Consider the following 17,289-nt stretch of genomic DNA (forward strand, 5'->3'; position numbering starts at 1 on the left):
CTTCCTATACGAACAACATTACATATTAATAATTTAGAGGGTTTTAAAAATAAAGAGGTGGTTTTTAAATGTATAATGATTCAATATATTTTCCTTATATAAATTATGATCAATGCTTCGATCGTCAATTCTCTGGTCCTCAGATTCCAGGTATACCTGGAATGCCAGGTTTTCCAGGTGTACCAAGTTTTCCAGGACAGCAAAGTTCACAAGCTCCAACATCTCCTCCCCCATCATTTATTCCTCAACAATCAACTGCTTCACCATTTGCTGTTGATCCAGGAGCAATTTCATTATGTTTATTTCGAAATACTTATATATGGCTTAGTAATGGTGAACATTTTTGGTATTTCCCAATTTTTGTAGGACCAAGGTCTGTTGCTGGTTTTAGATGGAACGGTAGGTTTTGGGTTATTTTTGGAATTGATACGAGAAGGATTATTTCATTTACATGTTTTTAAAAATTATAGAGTAACGATAGGGGTTTAATTATATAAACAAAAGAGGTATTTGAATGAAAAAATTTCAATCATTTGATGGTACAATAACTATGATTAACGATTTTGTAACAGGGTCAAACGAAGATAAAGGATGTAATAAATTAATGTCCGTTGATAATGGTTATGGGAATCTAATAAATTTTGTAGTGAAACCGAATACGTATTTTATCGACTATGCAACGGTAGTAGTAGGAGATAAAGTAACTGGGTTTTACGATGCTAACGCTCCTGTTCCTCTCATTTTCCCACCACAATTTCAAGCGATTGTTATGGCAAAATATACACCGCATCAAAATGTAAAAGTAGACTATTTTAATGAACAGTTGGAGAGTAGTGATGGAAAATTAAAATTAAATATTTCTCCTTCTACTCAAATTTTATTAACAAATGGTCAATTCTTTACAGGTAATCTTGTAAATCGAAATTTAATAGCTATTTATAGTTTTACAACAATGAGTATACCAGCTCAAACTACACCATATAAAATCATTGTTTTGTGTCAAAAGTGATTTCTATTCTAAAGGGTCTCTCGGTTTATCAAACTACAATCCTAAGTTGATCAAACTGTTTCCGTTCTTAAGTTGATGGGCATGTATGGTGATCCCACATCCATCAACTTAAGAAAAGCAAATACCTCAAAACAAAAAACACACTCGTTCTGATTAGGAACGAGTGTGTTTAGGTTATCTGAAAGGTACAAACTTCCATGTACTAGGTTTTTGTGTTTTTTCACCTAGTACAATCCAACTTTTCTCTGCATTTATATTCTCATAATTTAATGGATAACCATCTGTAAAAATATTATATTCTGTCGGGTTATCCGGGTTAATTTGAATTTTAAAGTCTGCTAAACTATCAGATTTCTTAGCAAGGTGAACCCAACTAGAATATTTGGACCAATTTAAATATTGATATTGATCATAATTAGAATGATTCATGCGAAGGTATACGCTTTCACCGTGGTGTAGCTTTGCATCATTATCTTTGTAAAATACAAATTCTATAGGTGTACCAGATAAAGCATTGTTCTTATTATTTGCAAGTAAAACATAATCGTAACGATTTGCTACATACCATTCAAACGTTAGACCTTGAAAAGGAGATTCACTTGGTACGATATAATAGTTTTTCCCTGCTTCTATAATATTTCCTGCTATATCATAGATTTGTGCAGTTTCTAAACTTGGAGCTTGTACATTTTTAGTAAACGTTTTAAACCAAAGATTTAGGAAACCTGCTGTATTACGCTCAGATTCTCCTAAGCTTCGCTGCACAGCTGGGGTAACCATTTCTTGCCACAATTGCGCCTTACCGCTATTGTAATACTCAAATGTTTTATCATTAGCGATATTTTGAATTTCAGGTTTAGCTACTCGGGCTGCATAATCAATCCATTCTTCAGGTGTAGATAGAGAGTCGTTATAATTCCCTCCAGTAGTGACTGCAAATTGATCTTGAATGGTTGTAACATAATTTTCAAAATAGCTATGATATTTTATAGCTCTCGTATCAATTGCGGTAAAATTTGCTGCATGCATAGGTTGGGTAGCATCTGTAAAGTAGTGCGTGGCTACTCCTAAGTAATAGAAAGCTTTTTCATAGTCTTTATTTCGTAAATGTTCTCCAGATTCATAAAAGTATTTCTTGCCTTGTGTAAGAGCGGTTGGATCTGTTTCTCCTCTATAATTTTCTTTAGTATCAGGATCATAAAAATGGGATTTCCATCCACCTTTAAAAACACCGCCTATTCCTGTTCCGCCATCGTTAAACTCTGCATTATAATCTGCATCATATAATCCTTTAGAAAATAGATCTTTATATTGCGGATAATTTAAAAAGTCCACAGCCTGCTTATTTGCTTCAACACTAGATTCTGTTTTCATAATTTCAATAGCTTGTTTTGCAATCCATAAATGTGTACTTTTATCAGAATGATACGGAGCTTCTGCAGACCATCGAGCGGTAATAGGGTCATTGTCAGGTAAATCAATTTGATCGAGATGAGCATAACTACTTTGAGGAGCTACTCCTAAAATAGTTAAAGTCATTCCAGCTATACATAGTGTTGATGTGATTTTTTTCATTTTTTATTCCTTTCTAAATATGAAGATATAAGTATTATAAATACATCAATATCATGAAGATAGAGGAACCTAATATGTAATATTGCATATTAATAAATTAATATGAGTATATATAACATAAAAATCACTATAACGAACATGCAGGTTTCCTTTTTTATTTGTTATTTTTATCAGTAAAGTAGACTACATATCAACTTCAGATACTTGTTTTATGATACAAGTAATCAAACAAAAGGAGGGCCATACAACATAATTACACCATTATTAACAGGGCACTCTTTTAAGTACAGGAGATTATTAGCAGGTGGAGAAAATGTTGAAGATGTACAGACAGATAAACATATTCCATATGAAAAAAAATGAATTGCAGCAAACTCTAGAAAAGTACGATTCGAAGGAGTTTGAGTTATAAAAAGAAAATAGATAAATTGACAAGAGAAAAGTACTTTGTGTATATCACAGGTGTTTTTTATTTTCATTTTGATATAGGGCTTGAATTAAATTCCCATGTTTTTTTGCGGCCATCCAATACTACATATGTACATATTCATTATTGAAATTAGTAATAATAAAATGTATTATTGAAAAGCACTATTTATAATTCAAGTAATCAAGGCTATGTATCCATAATAATTTGAACATTCAGAGATTATAATATTGTCATAAAAATGAGGTGAGGTTAATAGAAACAGTACATATTAAATGGTATGGATTGTATAGTTTAAATGATTTTTATAATAGAGAAGAAGCTTTTAAGAAGGGAATATTTGCAATCTCTAGAGTATATGCTAAGAATGAAACATTGATCTATATAGGAAAAACCAAAAGAAGCTTTATACAAAAGATAAGGGAACTTAATAAAGATTGGATTTTTGATGAAAGCGAATTAAAGATTACATTAGGAATAATAGAATCTCCTAGTGGTGAAAGTTACTCTGAAAAAAAGGTAAAAGAGATAAAATCCCTTTTGATTTTACGACATACCCCAGTAGAAAACAACATATCTTTATTGTACCATAGAGGGCAGTTTAATTTGAAAATTATAAATAAGGGAAGAAGGGGCTTAATTGTTAAAAAGATTTCTACAGGAGATCTAATGTGGACGTAATTGGAATCACCTTTGAATAAAATTGAAGGTTTCTTACGAACAGATGCTTATCAATTTTTAATGTATTAAAATATTTTTGAATAACATATGTCAGATGCTTGAAACAACACAAATTTTATTATGATATGAAATCTTGTATGGGAATTGTAATTCATTCCCATTGTTTAATGAAAATATTAAGAATTATAAGGATAATGCATAAAGATTAGAAGAGAAAATAAACTCGGAGGTTTAAAAAATGGGACAAGGAAGCAGGTTTCAAGAAAAACAACAAAATCGTCGTAAAAAGGTGATTTTTAATATTGCATTTACTTTGGTATTAGTGACAGTTGGTATAGTGACATACCAGTTGTTTTCCCCTTCTGATACATCAAAGAAAGCAATTGCTCAAGAAAAGAAAGCAACAAAGATAGAAGAGAAGAAACGTGAAGTGAAAGAAGCAGCGCAGTTAGAAGAGAAGAAACGTGAAGTGAAAGAAGCAGCGCAGTTAGAAGAGAAGGAACGTGAGGAGAGAGAAGCAGCACTGTTAGAAGAGAAGAAACGTGAAGAGAGAGAAGCAGCACTGTTAGAAGAGAAACAAAGAGCAGAAAAATCGGTAAAAACCAGCGAAAATGAAAATAAAGAGGGAGAAAAAACGGCATCTCAAGAAAAGGGTTCTCAAACTAATCCTTCTTGGAAGCCAATTGGTACAGAGCAAGGAGCAAAACCTGCAATGAAATTTAAAGAAGGAACAGTAGATTGGAATGAGATGAAAAAAGCAATTTCTTATGCTGTTGATGCTCCAGAGGGTCAATTGATTTTTGATTTTATTGGAAATAATGGTGAAAATAAAGCCTACGGTAATGTACGAGATAAGCAAAGTAATAAAAAATATAAGGTTGATATTGATTGGGTAGAGAATCAGGGCTGGAAACCAGTATCTGTTCAAGTAGTAAAATAAACTTGGTTCTATATGATGTTTGAATTATTTGACACTCCCACCCCTAAAGGGGCAAGCTGACTAACATCAGTGGTGTTCTTGCTACCAAAGGAGAAGTCCATTTCTGGTATCGCTGACGTGCAAGGTTGCGGTGTGTCATCACCACTCTCACGACAGACCGTATAGGTTCGGGAGCTACGGTACTATCACCATACCGTACAGGTTCTTGTTCAGATGTTTAGCGTCTTGTTCTTGACGACACGTATCATTTTACCGGTAGCATGAATTCGGCGTCATCTCAAACAAATGAATAACTCATGGAGAGTGGACGAAACATACATAAAAATAAAAGGACAATGGATGTATTTATATCGTGCTGTTGATTCTGAAGGAAACACGATTGACTTTTATTTGAGTAAATCTAGAAATCATAAGGCTGCAAAGCGCTTTTTCAAGAAAGCTTTGCAGTCTTTTCATGTTTCAAAGCCTCGTGTTATAACAGTCGATAAGAATCCTGCTTATCCAATTGCTATCGAACAGTTGAAAAAAGAAAAAAGCATACCTGATGGTATGCAACTTAGACAACAAAAGTACTTGAATAACATAGTAGAACAAGATCATCGTTTTATTAAAAAACGTCTACGCTCTATGTTGGGATTTAAATCATACAAAACATCAGCCGCTATATTGAGTGGTGTTGAAGCCATGCATATGCTCAAAAAAGAACAAATTGATTTGCAGGACCAGTCTGTCCAAAATCGGAATATTTTTATGAACCGGCTGTTTGGATTAACTGCTTAACAGGTGATTCCGTTAGGAATCCTTGATTCTTTTTTACTTATCATTTTTCACACCAGAACCATACATTCTATCAATAAGAGAAATATGTAATTATGCATATCTTTTTTTATTATTTCGGTAGTATCAAAGCTTAATATATAATTAAAAGGTTTTTTAATGAATTGATAAGGAGATGCGAGTATGAAGAAAATCATAGGACTTATAGTATCATTATTTTTATTATTTTCTACTTATGCACCAACGTTTACAGAAGCAGCCGAAGCTTAAAATAAAGTAGGCTGGGTGAGGAAAATAGAGAGCCTGCTCGTAATGAGTAGACCTTTTTTATAACGTTTCTTTATAGGAAATCTTATATATATTCATTATAGATCATATTCACAATGTCAGTCCTTGATACGTCTGTAAAAACGTATCAAAAAGTGTACTTTTTAATTAAGCAAATGTCCCTTTTTCGGGGGGATGAGCAAAAACACCTACTTTAAAAATTTTTACAACAGAAACAGATAACGTGATAAAGTATTGATTACTGTGCATGTAATTATAATAAAAGAGCCTTCCCGAATGGTGTATTTAATAGTTTAGCTTATACGATTTTAGGAAATTAATAGCATTTTATACCACTATTATTAACCTAATTTCCAAGAAATAGAGGTGAATGTAGGATGACTAAACCTTTTAAAAAAAATAGTCGTTATATGGTTGGGCTGGACAGTCTAAGGGGCCTAGCTATACTAGGTGTTATTTTGTATCATATTAATTATAAGTGGATGCCTGGAGGATTTTTAGGGGTTACTGTATTTTTTGTACTTTCAGGTTATTTAATTACAGATATTCTAGCGATGGAGTGGAAGAGAAATAAGAGAATTGATTTGAAAAAATTCTGGCTTAGTAGGGCAAGACGATTGCTTCCAGGAATGTTTGTTATGCTCGTTATAATATTGGCATGGATTACGATTTTTCATAGCTCTTTACTTGAAAAAATGCGGGGAGATTCATTAGCGGCGTTATTGTATGTTAGTAACTGGTGGTATATTTATCATAAATTATCGTACTTTGATAATTTTAACCAGCTTTCTCCATTGAATCATTTTTGGTCGTTAGCAGTTGAGGAACAATTCTATGTTGTCTGGCCGTTTATTATTAGTTTAGGATTTTACTACATAAAAAAACAATCTCGTATGATTTTATTGATTTGTCTGGGAGCTGTTGTTTCAGCTTTAGCAATGGCAATTTTGTATGAACCTGGAGCTGATCCGAGCAGAATATATTATGGTACAGATACGAGGGCTTTTTCCTTACTTATTGGAGCGGCACTTGCCTTAATTTGGCCAAGCAATAGGCTTGCAAATAAAATTATGCCAAAGGCACGTTTCATTCTTGATATAGTGGGAGGAATTGCTCTCATTATTATTTTGGTTATGTTTTGGAAGACCAATCAATATGATCCATTTCTATACAATGGAGGAATGGTTCTCTTATCAATTGCAACAGCATTGTTAGTAGCAAATCTTGCTCATCCGGCTAGTCGCATTGCTCAATTTTTACGATTTAGACCTTTACGTTGGATAGGGATAAGATCGTATGGCATATACCTCTGGCATTATCCAATTCTTACATTGACGACTCCAAAAGTAAATGCTGGGGATTTTTCACTAATAAGAGCAATCCTTCAATTTCTTCTAATTATATTGATTGCTCAAATTTCATGGAAGTTTATCGAAAAACCAATCCGACAAGGTGCGCTTCGGAACATTCAGTTTAGGAACCTAAGGCTTCAAAATGTCACTTTAGGTGTTAAATTAGGTTTAATTTGTACATTATTCGTTTCGTCGATAGCCGTATTTGGGTTATTAAACGTTAGTAAGGCTAAGGAGAAGCCTCAACCAGATAAGGTAAAAGTAGTACAAACACAACCGGCGAAACATCCAGTTGCAGTTTGGGAAAATCCAATTCAAGAGACGCCCAAGAATCAAGAAGAATTAAAAGAAGTAGATTCTGCGCAACCTAAAAATTCTCCCAACATTACAGCGATAGGCGATTCCGTTATGATTGATATTGCACCATATTTAAAAAATACTTTTCCTGATATTAGGATTGATGCACAGATTGGTCGCCAGCTGTCAAAAGCGATTCCTGTAGTTGAACAGTTAAAGAATGAAGGGAATTTAGGAAACTATGTCATTATTGGGTTAGGTACAAATGGAACCTTTACTACGGAGCAACTTGTATCATTAATGGAATTAATTGGACATGAATGTAAAATGATATTTATTAATACGAGGGTACCACGTCCGTGGGAATCAATCGTGAATGAGAGATTGAAAGTGACGGTATCTAAATATCCGAATGTAACTCTAGTCGATTGGTATACAGCAAGTGCTGGAAAGAGAGACTACTTTGCACCTGATGGTGTGCATTTAACCAAAGTAGGTGCAGAAGCATACGCAGCACTTGTAGTCAAAGCTGTGAATCAATAATTCGATATGCTTTATAAACTTCTGTTGCAAAGTTAATTGAAATATAAAAGATTTATGGTTGAAAAAGACAAATTTTTTACAGTCATCAATAATGAATGGTTTCGATGCCTGTTACTATACGTGAGTCATGACGTAGGCTTTGAAATCCTGTGGATTTGGAAAAGTGTCTGTCGCTATACATGTCGATGGTCATGCTCAGTGAAATTATTAATAGGAAGAAAGAATGTAGCTTCCTAACTTTAAAAATAAGCCCAAAGAATGTAGCTTCCTTTCTTTAAAAATAAGCCCAAAGAATTATTTAATTCTTTGGGCTTATTTTTGAACCAGAATTGGGTATCGTTAGAAAGTTAGAGAGAAGGTGAAAGGAGGTTAGTAGATTAATTTCTTTCACCTTTTTATCATTTTAGCCAAGAAGACTCCTTCCTCAAGGAACGCGAAGTGAGTATGTGGGGGATGAATTGGCTTCGAATAAGGGATGGCAGGAAGCCATCTTAATTGTTCGACATATATAAACTGTTACTTCACTACCTATCGAATGTACGTTTGTTGTATAATAGATACATATCGAAATGGGGGTGAAACGAATGATGATCAATAAAGCATATAAATTTCGTATCTATCCAAATAAAGCACAAACGACCCTAATCAATAAAACGATTGGCTGTTCTCGTTTTGTATTCAATCATTTCCTATCTCTATGGGATAATGCATACAAAAAAACAGGAAAAGGTTTGACATATGGTACATGCTCTGCCAAACTTCCTGCCATGAAGAAAGAGTTTGTTTGGCTAAAAGAAGTGGATAGTATTGCGATTCAGTCGTCTGTTCGCAACCTTGCGGATGCTTATACACGCCTTTTCAAAAAACAAAACAATGCCCCGCGTTTCAAATCTAAGAAGAACAACATACAATCTTATACCACAAAACAAACAAATGAAAACATTGCCGTTGTAGGAAACAAAATAAAATTGCCAAAACTAGGTCTTGTTCGATTTGCCAAAAGTCGTGAAGTAAAAGGACGTATTTTAAATGCTACGGTTAGACGGAACTCTTCTGGCAGATACTTTGTGTCATTGTTAGTTGAAACAGAAGTGCAAGAACTTCCGAAAACAAATTCTTACATTGGAATGGATGTGGGACTAAAAGATTTCGCCATTTTGTCAGATGGAACAACCTATAAAAATCCGAAGTTTTTTCGATCGTTAGAAGAGAAGTTGGTAAAAGCACAGCGTGTTCTTTCTAGAAGAATGAAAGGATCTTCTCGCTGGAATAAACAACGAGTAAAGGTAGCTAGAATTCATGAATACATGGCAAATGCCAGAAAAGATTACTTGGACAAAATCTCAACTGAAATCATCAAAAACCACGATGTTATCGGTATAGAAGATTTGCAAGTATCTAATATGTTAAAGAATCATAAGTTAGCAAAAGCAATTAGTGAGGTATCATGGTCACAGTTTCGAACCATGTTGGAATATAAAGCGAAATGGTACGGCAAACAAATCATTGTCGTATCGAAAACATTTGCTTCAAGCCAATTATGTTCTTGTTGTGGATATCAAAACAAAGACGTTAAAAATCTAAACCTACGTAAATGGGACTGCCCTTCTTGCCTTACACACCATGATAGGGATATTAACGCAAGTATCAATCTAAAGAATGAAGCGATAAAGCTTCTAACCGCAAGGACTGCGGAGATAGCCTAATAAATTAGAGTTCAATAGAACTCTTTACTTAGGAATCCCCCACTTCTAAACGAAGTGAAAGTGGGGGTAGTTCAATAAACCGGTGGTCTTATGTTTATATATTATTCATTTGTATAAGTGTCATATTTTTCTATTGTCTTTAAATGATTTTTGTAATAGAAGCTTCTTATTTTTCTTATTCAAAAGTTCCCTTCACTATCGGAACTTTATTGTCTACCATAAACTTTCCTTTTGCAATGACGCTGTGAATGTCCAACGTTCCATTTTCTAACAATACGATGTCAGCATCCTTTCCGATTTGGATACAACCTTTACTTGAAAGCTTCAGCAATTGTGCGGGATTCGTGGTAATGACTTCTAGTGCCGTTTCTAACGGAATACCTTCCACTAAAACAGATTCTCGTACTTCGTGAAATAGCGAAGATACTTTTCCGACTTGAAGGCCTGCATACTCCCCATTGTTGTCAAAGAAAGGGAGGCTGGCCTGTCCATCTGAGGAGAAGGTGATGTGTCCGACTGGGACCCCATCTTCAAGCATTATACGTAATGCCTCACTGCATTTCACTTCCCCGTCCTCCAAAAATTGAGGAGTAGTACTTGTGGTAAAGTCTACGTAACCGCCTCGCTTTGCGTAATCAATACCCGCCCTGAATAATTCTTCGTTTCGGTTTATATGTGTTGGATGGAAGTGCCGAATCGGAATGTTGGTTTTATCCGCAATTTCATGTAACAATGAAAGTTTGCCTTCTCCGTCCCCTACATGAACTTCTATTATGCCAGCTTTTCCTGACAGAATACCGCCATTGCGTGCGGCAGTGGCGACTTTAACTATTTCCTCAAATGTAGGTTCTGATGATCTATGGTCGGAGATAGCAATCTCTCCAACACCGATAATTTTGTCAATTAAAATAATATCATCTTCGATTTTTCCCGTCAGCGTTTTTACTGGCACTTGATAGGAGCCTGTGTGAATGAAACAAGAAACTCCCTCTTCTTCAAGTGCCCGCGCCTTGGCAAGCAGACTTTCCATTTTACGTGTTGTCCCGTCAGTACCGAGTAAACCGACTAGTGTTGTAATACCTGCAGTTGTAATATCAGTAAGCATCAGCTCAGGTGTGCGGGTTTTGAATCCGCCTTCTCCGCCTCCACCAATAATATGAACGTGTGAATCGATAAATCCCGGAACAACCAAAAGATTTGCCGCATCAATGACTAGAATAGGAGCAAAGTTGTTAGGAATTGCGATTCTATCATCTATGAATGCGATTTTATCATCTGCAATTAATATGTCTTTCCGTCCTAGGTAGTTGGGTGCGTATACTTCTCCATTTTTTATTAAGGTAATCAATTCTTTTCTCCTCCTGTCAATACTTTTCGTTTTATATCAGAATGGACCATATCCTATGAAGTGAGCTATGATAACCGCTACTAATCCGATGAGATAGTGAATGAATACAAGTGGTAGAATCCACTTTGCCCACTTTGTCCAAGAAATTCCTGCAATCGCCAAGCCTGCCATTAAGGTCGTAGCGGTCGGAAAAATCATATTTCCGATTCCGTCAGCAAAAGAAAACGATAACACTGCAGTTTGGCGTGTAATACCCAATAAGTCTGCAAGTGGCACCATAATCGGCATTGTCAGCATCGCATGACCCGTGCCAGATGCTAGAACAAAATGAATAAGAGCTTGGAAATTGTACATGCCAACAACGCTTAAATAGTCCGGAATATGCTTGATTGATACAGATAATTGATGCAGCATAGGGTCAACGATATGCCCCTCATTTAATACAACAAGAATGGCGCGCGATACACCGATAATCAAGGCGCCACCGAGCAAGGATGCAGAGCCGTTGATAAAGGAGTTAACAATCTGATCTGCAGATAGTTTTCCGATGATCCCAATCATTATTGTCAATAAAAGGAATAAAGATGAAATTTCTGTAATGTACCATTCGAATTTGATTACACCAAACGCCAAAACGATATAATTAATTACAAAAGCTCCTAAGATGAACTTATGTCTTGCTGTTAACTTCTCACTTGATTGTAGTAATTTTTCCGCTTCTTCTTTTGTATATTTTCCATAGATGCCAATAGAAGGATTTTTCTTTACCTTCATTGCGTAACGATAGATATAAAGAACAGAAACAAGGTAGATGATAACAAATAAAATAAGGCGAAACACTATGCCTGAGAACATCGGTAATTCTGCGATTCCTTGTGCAAGCCCTACTGTGAAAGGATTCATGATGGCAGTTGTAAACCCTGACAATGCTCCTACTATGACGATAGCAGTTCCTGTAATTGCATCAAATCCCAGAGCCAACGCCAGTGGAATGATAAGAGGAAGATAAGCTAGTGTTTCTTCCGCCATCCCCATTAAAGAGCCACCTACAGCGAAAAACAGCGTCACGACAGGAATCAATAGTTTTTCACGCGTCGCCAACTTCCTAGCCATTGTAGCGATAAGCACATCAACCGTACCAGTTGCTCTTAAGGCACCAAAAAATCCTCCGATAATCAATAAGAAAAATATAATATTGCCGGCTTCTACCATTCCTGTATGGACAGCTTTTATCATATCGAAAAATCCGACCGGAGCAGATTCTATTGATTTAAAAGAATTTGGGTCTACAGTAGTCCGGTTATTCACTTCAATCCGTGCATATTCTCCGGTCGGTAAAAAATAAGTTAATAGAGTCGCTATTACGAGAATGCCGAATAGCAATACAAAAACATTAATTTTTTTCTCTTTTTTTCCAAGTGAAACAGCCTGTTCTTGTAGTTGGCTCATATGTGTTCCTCCTTTGTATTTAAAATAAATGGATTGAAATAGAACGCTTACAAAAATACCGCTAATAGACCATGTTCTTTTCTCGTATTCTGCTGTTTCCCTCCTTTTCATAACCTCGGACACTTCATTAATTTATATATGCAATATGTGTGCCAATATTGATAGTGTGATTTTTAAGGAGATTTTTATGGCAAGAGTAGAGATTTTGGTTTTTATTGTCCTTTTTTGGCGATATAATAGAACCAATTTAAATATAGGCAGGTGTCTTAATGTTAAAATCCTCACTTACACTTATAGCTGGAAGCTCAAAAACAACGCAAGCCTTACAGGAGCAACTAGAACAATTGCTTGGAGACTATGTTTATATTAAAAGCCATGCAGCGGATGAGGGAATACCGCAGTCTCTTGAAGATACAATTATTTTGTATTCATCAGCTTCTGTTTATGATCAAACAAAAGGTATGTATAGCGTGAATGCTGAGAAAATAATTGTGGGAAAGAGAACAGTTCATCATGAATACATTGATAAACTTTTAAGAATACCTGAAGATTCATCAGTTCTAGTGGTGAATGATAATGATGATGCAACAATAAATCTTATTGAATCCTTATATCAACTTGGTATAAATCATATTCAATTTATCCCTTTTCGGAAGGGGGTATTGTTTTATGATGATGTTCGAATTGCTGTTTCGCCAGGAGAAACACATCTGTGCCCTTCTTACATAAAAGAAGTAATTGATATAGGTGTACGTCTTTTTGATATGACAACAATTCTGGAAGTTGTAGAATGTTGTGGTTTGAGCAAGGATATATCCTCGAAGATTTCAGAAAGGTATATTAGCAATATCATTGAATTACAACGTAAGTTATTACATGCAGAGCGGGATGCTAAGCAGATGAGTGAGCACATCCAAAATGTGTTAGGAACTGTCGATGATGGAATATTAGTCGTTAACCAGGAAGGGCGGATTACGGTATTCAATGAACGTCTTACGGCATTGTTTCATATTGTGGCGCAAGATGTGGTTAATGAGTATGTAGAACATGTGATGAGTCGTCGGGATATTACCGATTTCATTATGAATGGAAAGGATGAAAGCAAGTTCTTCGACATAGATGGTGTAGATGTCGTAATTTTTCGTTTGCAAATGATGCAAGAAAATACAATTGTCGCAACTTTTAAGAGTGTACATCAAGCCTTTGAAATTGAAAAAACAGCGCAAAGAGAAATGCGTAATAAAGGATTTCATACAAAATACGGATTTGAGGATATTATCGGCGAACATATTGTAATGAAAGAGCGTAAGCGTATCGCCAAGAAACTTGCCTTATCGGAACATCCGATTTTAATTCAGGGTGAAACAGGGACAGGAAAAGAACTGTTTGCCCATGCTATTCATGAGCATTCATTGCGAAAAAACGGACCGTTTCTGGCTGTAAATTGTAGCGCATTAACAGAGAGCCTGCTTGAAAGTGAATTGTTTGGTTACGAAGAAGGGACATTTACAGGAGCACAAAAGGGGGGCAAGAAAGGTCTGTTTGAATTAGCGGATAACGGAACTATCTTTTTGGATGAAATCGGGGACATAAGTCTTACTGTTCAATCACATCTGCTGCGTGTTCTGCAGGAGGGAGAAATCCGCAGAATCGGTGGTGTAAGAATTATACCTGTTAATGTTCGAGTGATTACCGCAACAAATAAAGATCTTCAAGGAAAGATAAGGGCCGGTTCATTCAAAGTCGATTTATTTTACCGGTTGAATGTACTTAATCTCTGCATTCCACCACTCATTGAGAGAAGAGCGGATATACCAATTTTGATTAAACATTTCATCACAAAGAGCGGAAAATGGGTAAAGATAGAACAAGATGTGCTGGAGTATTTCATGCAATATGAATGGCCTGGAAATATACGAGAATTAAAAAGCACAATTGATTATATGCTGACAATTTGTGAGGGAAATGTCGTGACGAAAGGAGATCTTCCGTCCATGCTGGGACAAGAGGGGGGCAGCGTGAAATCCGAATATTCCGTATGTGGAAGTATACTGGAAATGAAGGAGCATGTTTTTATCTTGGAAGTAATCAAGCAATGTAACGAAAAAGGAAAGGCGGCAAGCAGAGATCTGCTTTCAAGTAAAAGCAAAGAATCAGACTTTGCTTTATCGCCACAGCAAATCCGTCGCCGCCTGGATATTTTAGAAAGTGAAGGATTTGTCGTAAAAGGAAGAGGGCGAGCCGGTACAAAGATTACTGATGCTGGAATAGAGTATCTGTATTTTCTTAAATCAAAGTATGCTGTGTATTGTTAAAGAAACCATTCCTATATTTTGATTTTTCGGTATTTTTTCTTCCGCTGGTACTTCTCGAATGATTTTCCAAGCGGCAGCATGTATATTTCGGTTTACTTTTTCTATTTCATCCTTGGATTTAAAGCTTGGTGATACAACGTGTACAGTTGTTTTACCAAATTGGTACGTAGCTGTGTATTTCTCTTCTGTCATCGTTTAATTTCCCTGCATATTAGTTTACTTTATTATTGTGCAAAAATATTGCCAGTTTACTATAACACAAGTCAGATGTTAAGTTGTATATCTTAATATTGGAAAAGAAAACGATGCCAAAAAACATCTGGATAGGGGAATATGAACGCTAGAAGCAGAATACATATAAGTGCTTTATTATCTTATATAAATAATGTTAACTATAAAGTAAACAGGGGTGTTCTATGAAAAAGGTACAGTTATTTATAGTAGCCGTTGTGCTATTTTTAATTACAGGTTGCGCAAAGATGGATGTTTCGAAAATTGAGGAGGAATTACGTGGATATGATAAAAAGATTAGTCTACATTCATACTCTGACCGTGGTTTATCCTATGAGAAAAGGGAAACGCTTGAAAATATGCAATTTCTTGATGTTGTAATTCATGGAAACGATGCTTTTCATAACTTGTCACATAACGAAAAAGTAAAAGTGTTAACAGATTGGAAGAAAGAAATTGATAATCAGACTTTGAATACCAGTTTTGATTGCGGAGATTTAACATGTAGTTTTGATCATGGATCAGTACTGGTCAAAGACAAAACAGACTTCTACTCGTTTTCTTTCAAGTCAGCTGATACAGTCATGAAGAAAAACGATGAACGATTTGAGCATATCAACTCAAAAGAGGAAGAAGCGAGTGAAACGTTTTACTATGAGTTAAATCAAAAGATGGAATGGTTTGTGTTGTCTTTGTATAATTTCAAGTTGCGAGGATATCCTTTTAGCTATGAAGAACTTTATCAAAAAAAGAAGTCTTTTACACGTTCTTTTGACGAAATGGTGAGGTACAGTGATAAAATTCAGGAACTGATGGTCCAAACGAAACAAGAAAATTTGATAGAAACATCTAAACGAATTCAAAATTACACACTTCAATATAAGGAAGTTTATCAGCCATTGCGTAATAAAAATAAAGAAGAAATGAAACAGCTAGATACATTAACATATGAAATAGCAAATGAATTACTTGTCATTGCAAAAGCGTTTCCGAATCCGAATATGATGGATGAAAAGGAGAAAGAGTTCAAAAACATTCTAACAAAAAGAGTTTGATTGGTTCTACCTAATATAGAAATTAAAATAGGCGACTTTTATGTCGTCTTTTTTGCATAGAAATGGATGTTACTTTTTGGATATGATGATTCGGGTTTTCTTGTATATCAAAATAGATTATGAGAGATTCAATTGATATAATTATCTTAATTATAAAGTAAAAGATGCTTTTGAAACCGCTGATATAGGTGCCAAACGTGGTTTCGTTAATTATTTCGATAGATACAAAGGTTATCCGTTAACAGAAGAAGAATATGAAAACAATATTACAAAAGCGTTTTTTTACAAGGGAAATTATTTTAAATCATAAAGAGAGTATCGAATTATAACTTTACATCTTGTAGAAGGTGATTCGTTAGAATTACATCTTGGTAATATAAAAGAATGTGTTGTCAATTTAGAAAGCGTTGATAATTTAAAAAACCTTATGTTGCAAAAGATAGAAAAAGAAGAAGTAGGATCATAAACACATATGCACCATTAGGTGAATACGTGGAATTTATAAAATAGGTTGGGACTGTTTCGCTCCCTACCTATCTATTTCTGAATATTAATATTCAATTTTATATATAAAAAATAAGCTCCGAAAAGCTTATTTTTTCATGATTATTCTCCTCTTCCTGTAACTGTCATTCCAACTGTGTAAATTGTATCTACAGAACCATCAGCACTTACAATTTCAACTTTGTAACGGTATGTTCCATTGTCTCCAATGTCTTCGCCATATCCTGTGAAAGTAGAAATTTCATCATTTGCTCCAGCTGGAACCCATTGATTTTGCCAATGGAAGAAAGTATCATATTCTCCCCAGTTATCGCCGTATTTCTTCTCGATGCTGACATTGTAATGAATATCTTCAGCTCGGTCATTTGTAATTCTTGCAATTACGTTTTGCCCAAATCGGTATTCCGTAGCGTGTACTTGAACTGTAACACCATTCACTGTTTCGCTAGGACCACAGATATAACGACAGAACTCGCTTGCTCCGTCAGCATGTGCTTTAGGTGTATCAATGTTCATAACCGTGAAACCGCCCAAAGCTAAAGCTCCTGTTAATAATACTTTACCAAATGCTTTCACTTGAAATTCCCCCTAAGTATATTCTCAATTCGTTCGATAGATATCACATTAAGTAGTTTTATAACACTAATCTAATCGAACGCTGTTTTTCCTCGAGTGTATTCGCTATTAATCTTTTATCGTGTAGTAATCTAATCTCTACATAAAATTCCATAGTTTTGATTCCATATATGTATCATGATTTACATAGAATAAATCTGTTAATACGTTTTGGTT

The 17,289-nt window shown here is 35.1% G+C and carries 14 protein-coding genes and 2 pseudogenes; 10 read left to right on the forward strand and 6 right to left on the reverse strand.

Annotated elements, in window-relative coordinates; genetic code table 11:
• Positions 1-68 precede the first annotated feature (68 nt).
• Both DN408_RS01390 and DN408_RS01395 read left to right on the forward strand, forming a co-directional pair.
• The gene (locus tag DN408_RS01390; RefSeq protein ID WP_078178604.1) at positions 69-461 is read left to right on the forward strand and encodes a transporter; all 393 of its coding nucleotides are present in this window, start codon (positions 69-71) and stop codon (positions 459-461) included.
• A 53-nt stretch (positions 462-514) separates the two neighbouring features.
• Complete coding sequence (locus tag DN408_RS01395; RefSeq protein WP_078178605.1) at positions 515-1,009, forward strand: hypothetical protein; 495 nt, start codon at positions 515-517, stop codon at positions 1,007-1,009.
• A gap of 174 nt (positions 1,010-1,183) precedes the next feature.
• On the opposite strand, the gene DN408_RS01400 is transcribed toward DN408_RS01395, so the two are convergent.
• On the reverse strand, positions 1,184-2,584 hold the full coding sequence (locus DN408_RS01400; protein ID WP_078178606.1) for a zinc dependent phospholipase C family protein: 1,401 nt from the start codon (positions 2,582-2,584) through the stop codon (positions 1,184-1,186).
• 204 nt (positions 2,585-2,788) lie between these two features.
• On the opposite strand from DN408_RS01400, the gene DN408_RS31735 reads away from it, so the two are divergent.
• The 5 genes and pseudogenes from DN408_RS31735 to DN408_RS01425 all read left to right on the forward strand — a co-directional run bounded on the left by DN408_RS31735 (position 2,789) and on the right by DN408_RS01425 (position 7,889).
• Positions 2,789-2,947, forward strand: coding sequence for a histidine kinase (locus tag DN408_RS31735; RefSeq protein WP_218943191.1), 159 nt, complete (start codon positions 2,789-2,791; stop codon positions 2,945-2,947).
• Positions 2,948-3,257: 310 nt separating this feature from the next.
• Positions 3,258-3,692, forward strand: coding sequence for a sodium:proton symporter (locus DN408_RS01405; RefSeq protein ID WP_078178607.1), 435 nt, complete (start codon positions 3,258-3,260; stop codon positions 3,690-3,692).
• Between the two features lie 238 nt (positions 3,693-3,930).
• The gene (locus DN408_RS01410) at positions 3,931-4,632 is read left to right on the forward strand and encodes a YrrS family protein (protein WP_078178608.1); all 702 of its coding nucleotides are present in this window, start codon (positions 3,931-3,933) and stop codon (positions 4,630-4,632) included.
• A gap of 264 nt (positions 4,633-4,896) precedes the next feature.
• A pseudogene (locus DN408_RS01420) lies at positions 4,897-5,412 on the forward strand (IS6 family transposase); the annotation flags it as partial.
• Positions 5,413-6,074: 662 nt separating this feature from the next.
• On the forward strand, positions 6,075-7,889 hold the full coding sequence (locus DN408_RS01425) for an acyltransferase family protein (RefSeq protein WP_078178780.1): 1,815 nt from the start codon (positions 6,075-6,077) through the stop codon (positions 7,887-7,889).
• 85 nt (positions 7,890-7,974) lie between these two features.
• On the opposite strand, the pseudogene DN408_RS31805 reads toward DN408_RS01425, so the two are convergent.
• A pseudogene (locus DN408_RS31805) lies at positions 7,975-8,101 on the reverse strand (IS6 family transposase); the annotation flags it as partial.
• Between the two features lie 372 nt (positions 8,102-8,473).
• On the opposite strand from DN408_RS31805, the gene tnpB reads away from it, so the two are divergent.
• Complete coding sequence (tnpB, locus tag DN408_RS01430; protein WP_078178781.1) at positions 8,474-9,595, forward strand: IS200/IS605 family element RNA-guided endonuclease TnpB; 1,122 nt, start codon at positions 8,474-8,476, stop codon at positions 9,593-9,595.
• A gap of 175 nt (positions 9,596-9,770) precedes the next feature.
• On the opposite strand, the gene iadA is transcribed toward tnpB, so the two are convergent.
• The gene (iadA, locus tag DN408_RS01435; RefSeq protein WP_078178782.1) at positions 9,771-10,943 is read right to left on the reverse strand and encodes a beta-aspartyl-peptidase; all 1,173 of its coding nucleotides are present in this window, start codon (positions 10,941-10,943) and stop codon (positions 9,771-9,773) included.
• Positions 10,944-10,979: 36 nt separating this feature from the next.
• On the reverse strand, positions 10,980-12,392 hold the full coding sequence (locus tag DN408_RS01440) for a YfcC family protein (RefSeq protein WP_078178783.1): 1,413 nt from the start codon (positions 12,390-12,392) through the stop codon (positions 10,980-10,982).
• A gap of 269 nt (positions 12,393-12,661) precedes the next feature.
• Here DN408_RS01440 and DN408_RS01445 point away from each other — a divergent pair, with 269 nt between their 5' ends.
• A complete protein-coding gene (locus DN408_RS01445) occupies positions 12,662-14,707 on the forward strand; it encodes a sigma 54-interacting transcriptional regulator (RefSeq protein WP_147739938.1) in 2,046 nt (681 codons plus the stop codon).
• On the opposite strand, the gene DN408_RS01450 is transcribed toward DN408_RS01445, so the two are convergent.
• Positions 14,684-14,899, reverse strand: a complete 216-nt coding sequence (locus tag DN408_RS01450) for a hypothetical protein (protein ID WP_002166722.1) — start codon at positions 14,897-14,899, stop codon at positions 14,684-14,686. The genes DN408_RS01445 and DN408_RS01450 overlap by 24 nt on opposite strands.
• Positions 14,900-15,123: 224 nt before the next feature.
• Between DN408_RS01450 and DN408_RS01455 the strand changes: the two genes are divergently transcribed.
• The gene (locus DN408_RS01455) at positions 15,124-15,993 is read left to right on the forward strand and encodes a hypothetical protein (RefSeq protein ID WP_078178785.1); all 870 of its coding nucleotides are present in this window, start codon (positions 15,124-15,126) and stop codon (positions 15,991-15,993) included.
• 606 nt (positions 15,994-16,599) lie between these two features.
• Here the strand turns inward: DN408_RS01455 and DN408_RS01460 are convergent.
• Positions 16,600-17,073 (reverse strand): hypothetical protein, encoded by a 474-nt coding sequence (locus DN408_RS01460; protein WP_002166724.1) that lies wholly within the window; start codon positions 17,071-17,073, stop codon positions 16,600-16,602.
• Between the last annotated feature and the right edge of the window lie 216 nt (positions 17,074-17,289).

Source organism: Bacillus sp. AR13-1 (assembly GCF_008042285.1).
In the GTDB taxonomy this organism is placed as follows: domain Bacteria; phylum Bacillota; class Bacilli; order Bacillales; family Bacillaceae_G; genus Bacillus_A; species Bacillus_A mycoides.

What these genes read in the sequence shown, in the direction of transcription:
- DN408_RS01390 (WP_078178604.1), top strand. Translation starts at nt 69, where the DNA reads ATGTATAATGATTCAATATATTTTCCTTATATAAATTATGATCAATGC.
- DN408_RS01395 (WP_078178605.1), top strand. Translation starts at nt 515, where the DNA reads ATGAAAAAATTTCAATCATTTGATGGTACAATAACTATGATTAACGAT.
- DN408_RS01400 (WP_078178606.1), bottom strand. Translation starts at nt 2,584, where the DNA reads ATGAAAAAAATCACATCAACACTATGTATAGCTGGAATGACTTTAACT.
- DN408_RS01410 (WP_078178608.1), top strand. Translation starts at nt 3,931, where the DNA reads ATGGGACAAGGAAGCAGGTTTCAAGAAAAACAACAAAATCGTCGTAAA.
- DN408_RS01425 (WP_078178780.1), top strand. Translation starts at nt 6,075, where the DNA reads ATGACTAAACCTTTTAAAAAAAATAGTCGTTATATGGTTGGGCTGGAC.
- tnpB (WP_078178781.1), top strand. Translation starts at nt 8,474, where the DNA reads ATGATGATCAATAAAGCATATAAATTTCGTATCTATCCAAATAAAGCA.
- DN408_RS01440 (WP_078178783.1), bottom strand. Translation starts at nt 12,392, where the DNA reads ATGAGCCAACTACAAGAACAGGCTGTTTCACTTGGAAAAAAAGAGAAA.
- DN408_RS01445 (WP_147739938.1), top strand. Translation starts at nt 12,662, where the DNA reads ATGTTAAAATCCTCACTTACACTTATAGCTGGAAGCTCAAAAACAACG.
- DN408_RS01450 (WP_002166722.1), bottom strand. Translation starts at nt 14,899, where the DNA reads ATGACAGAAGAGAAATACACAGCTACGTACCAATTTGGTAAAACAACT.
- DN408_RS01455 (WP_078178785.1), top strand. Translation starts at nt 15,124, where the DNA reads ATGAAAAAGGTACAGTTATTTATAGTAGCCGTTGTGCTATTTTTAATT.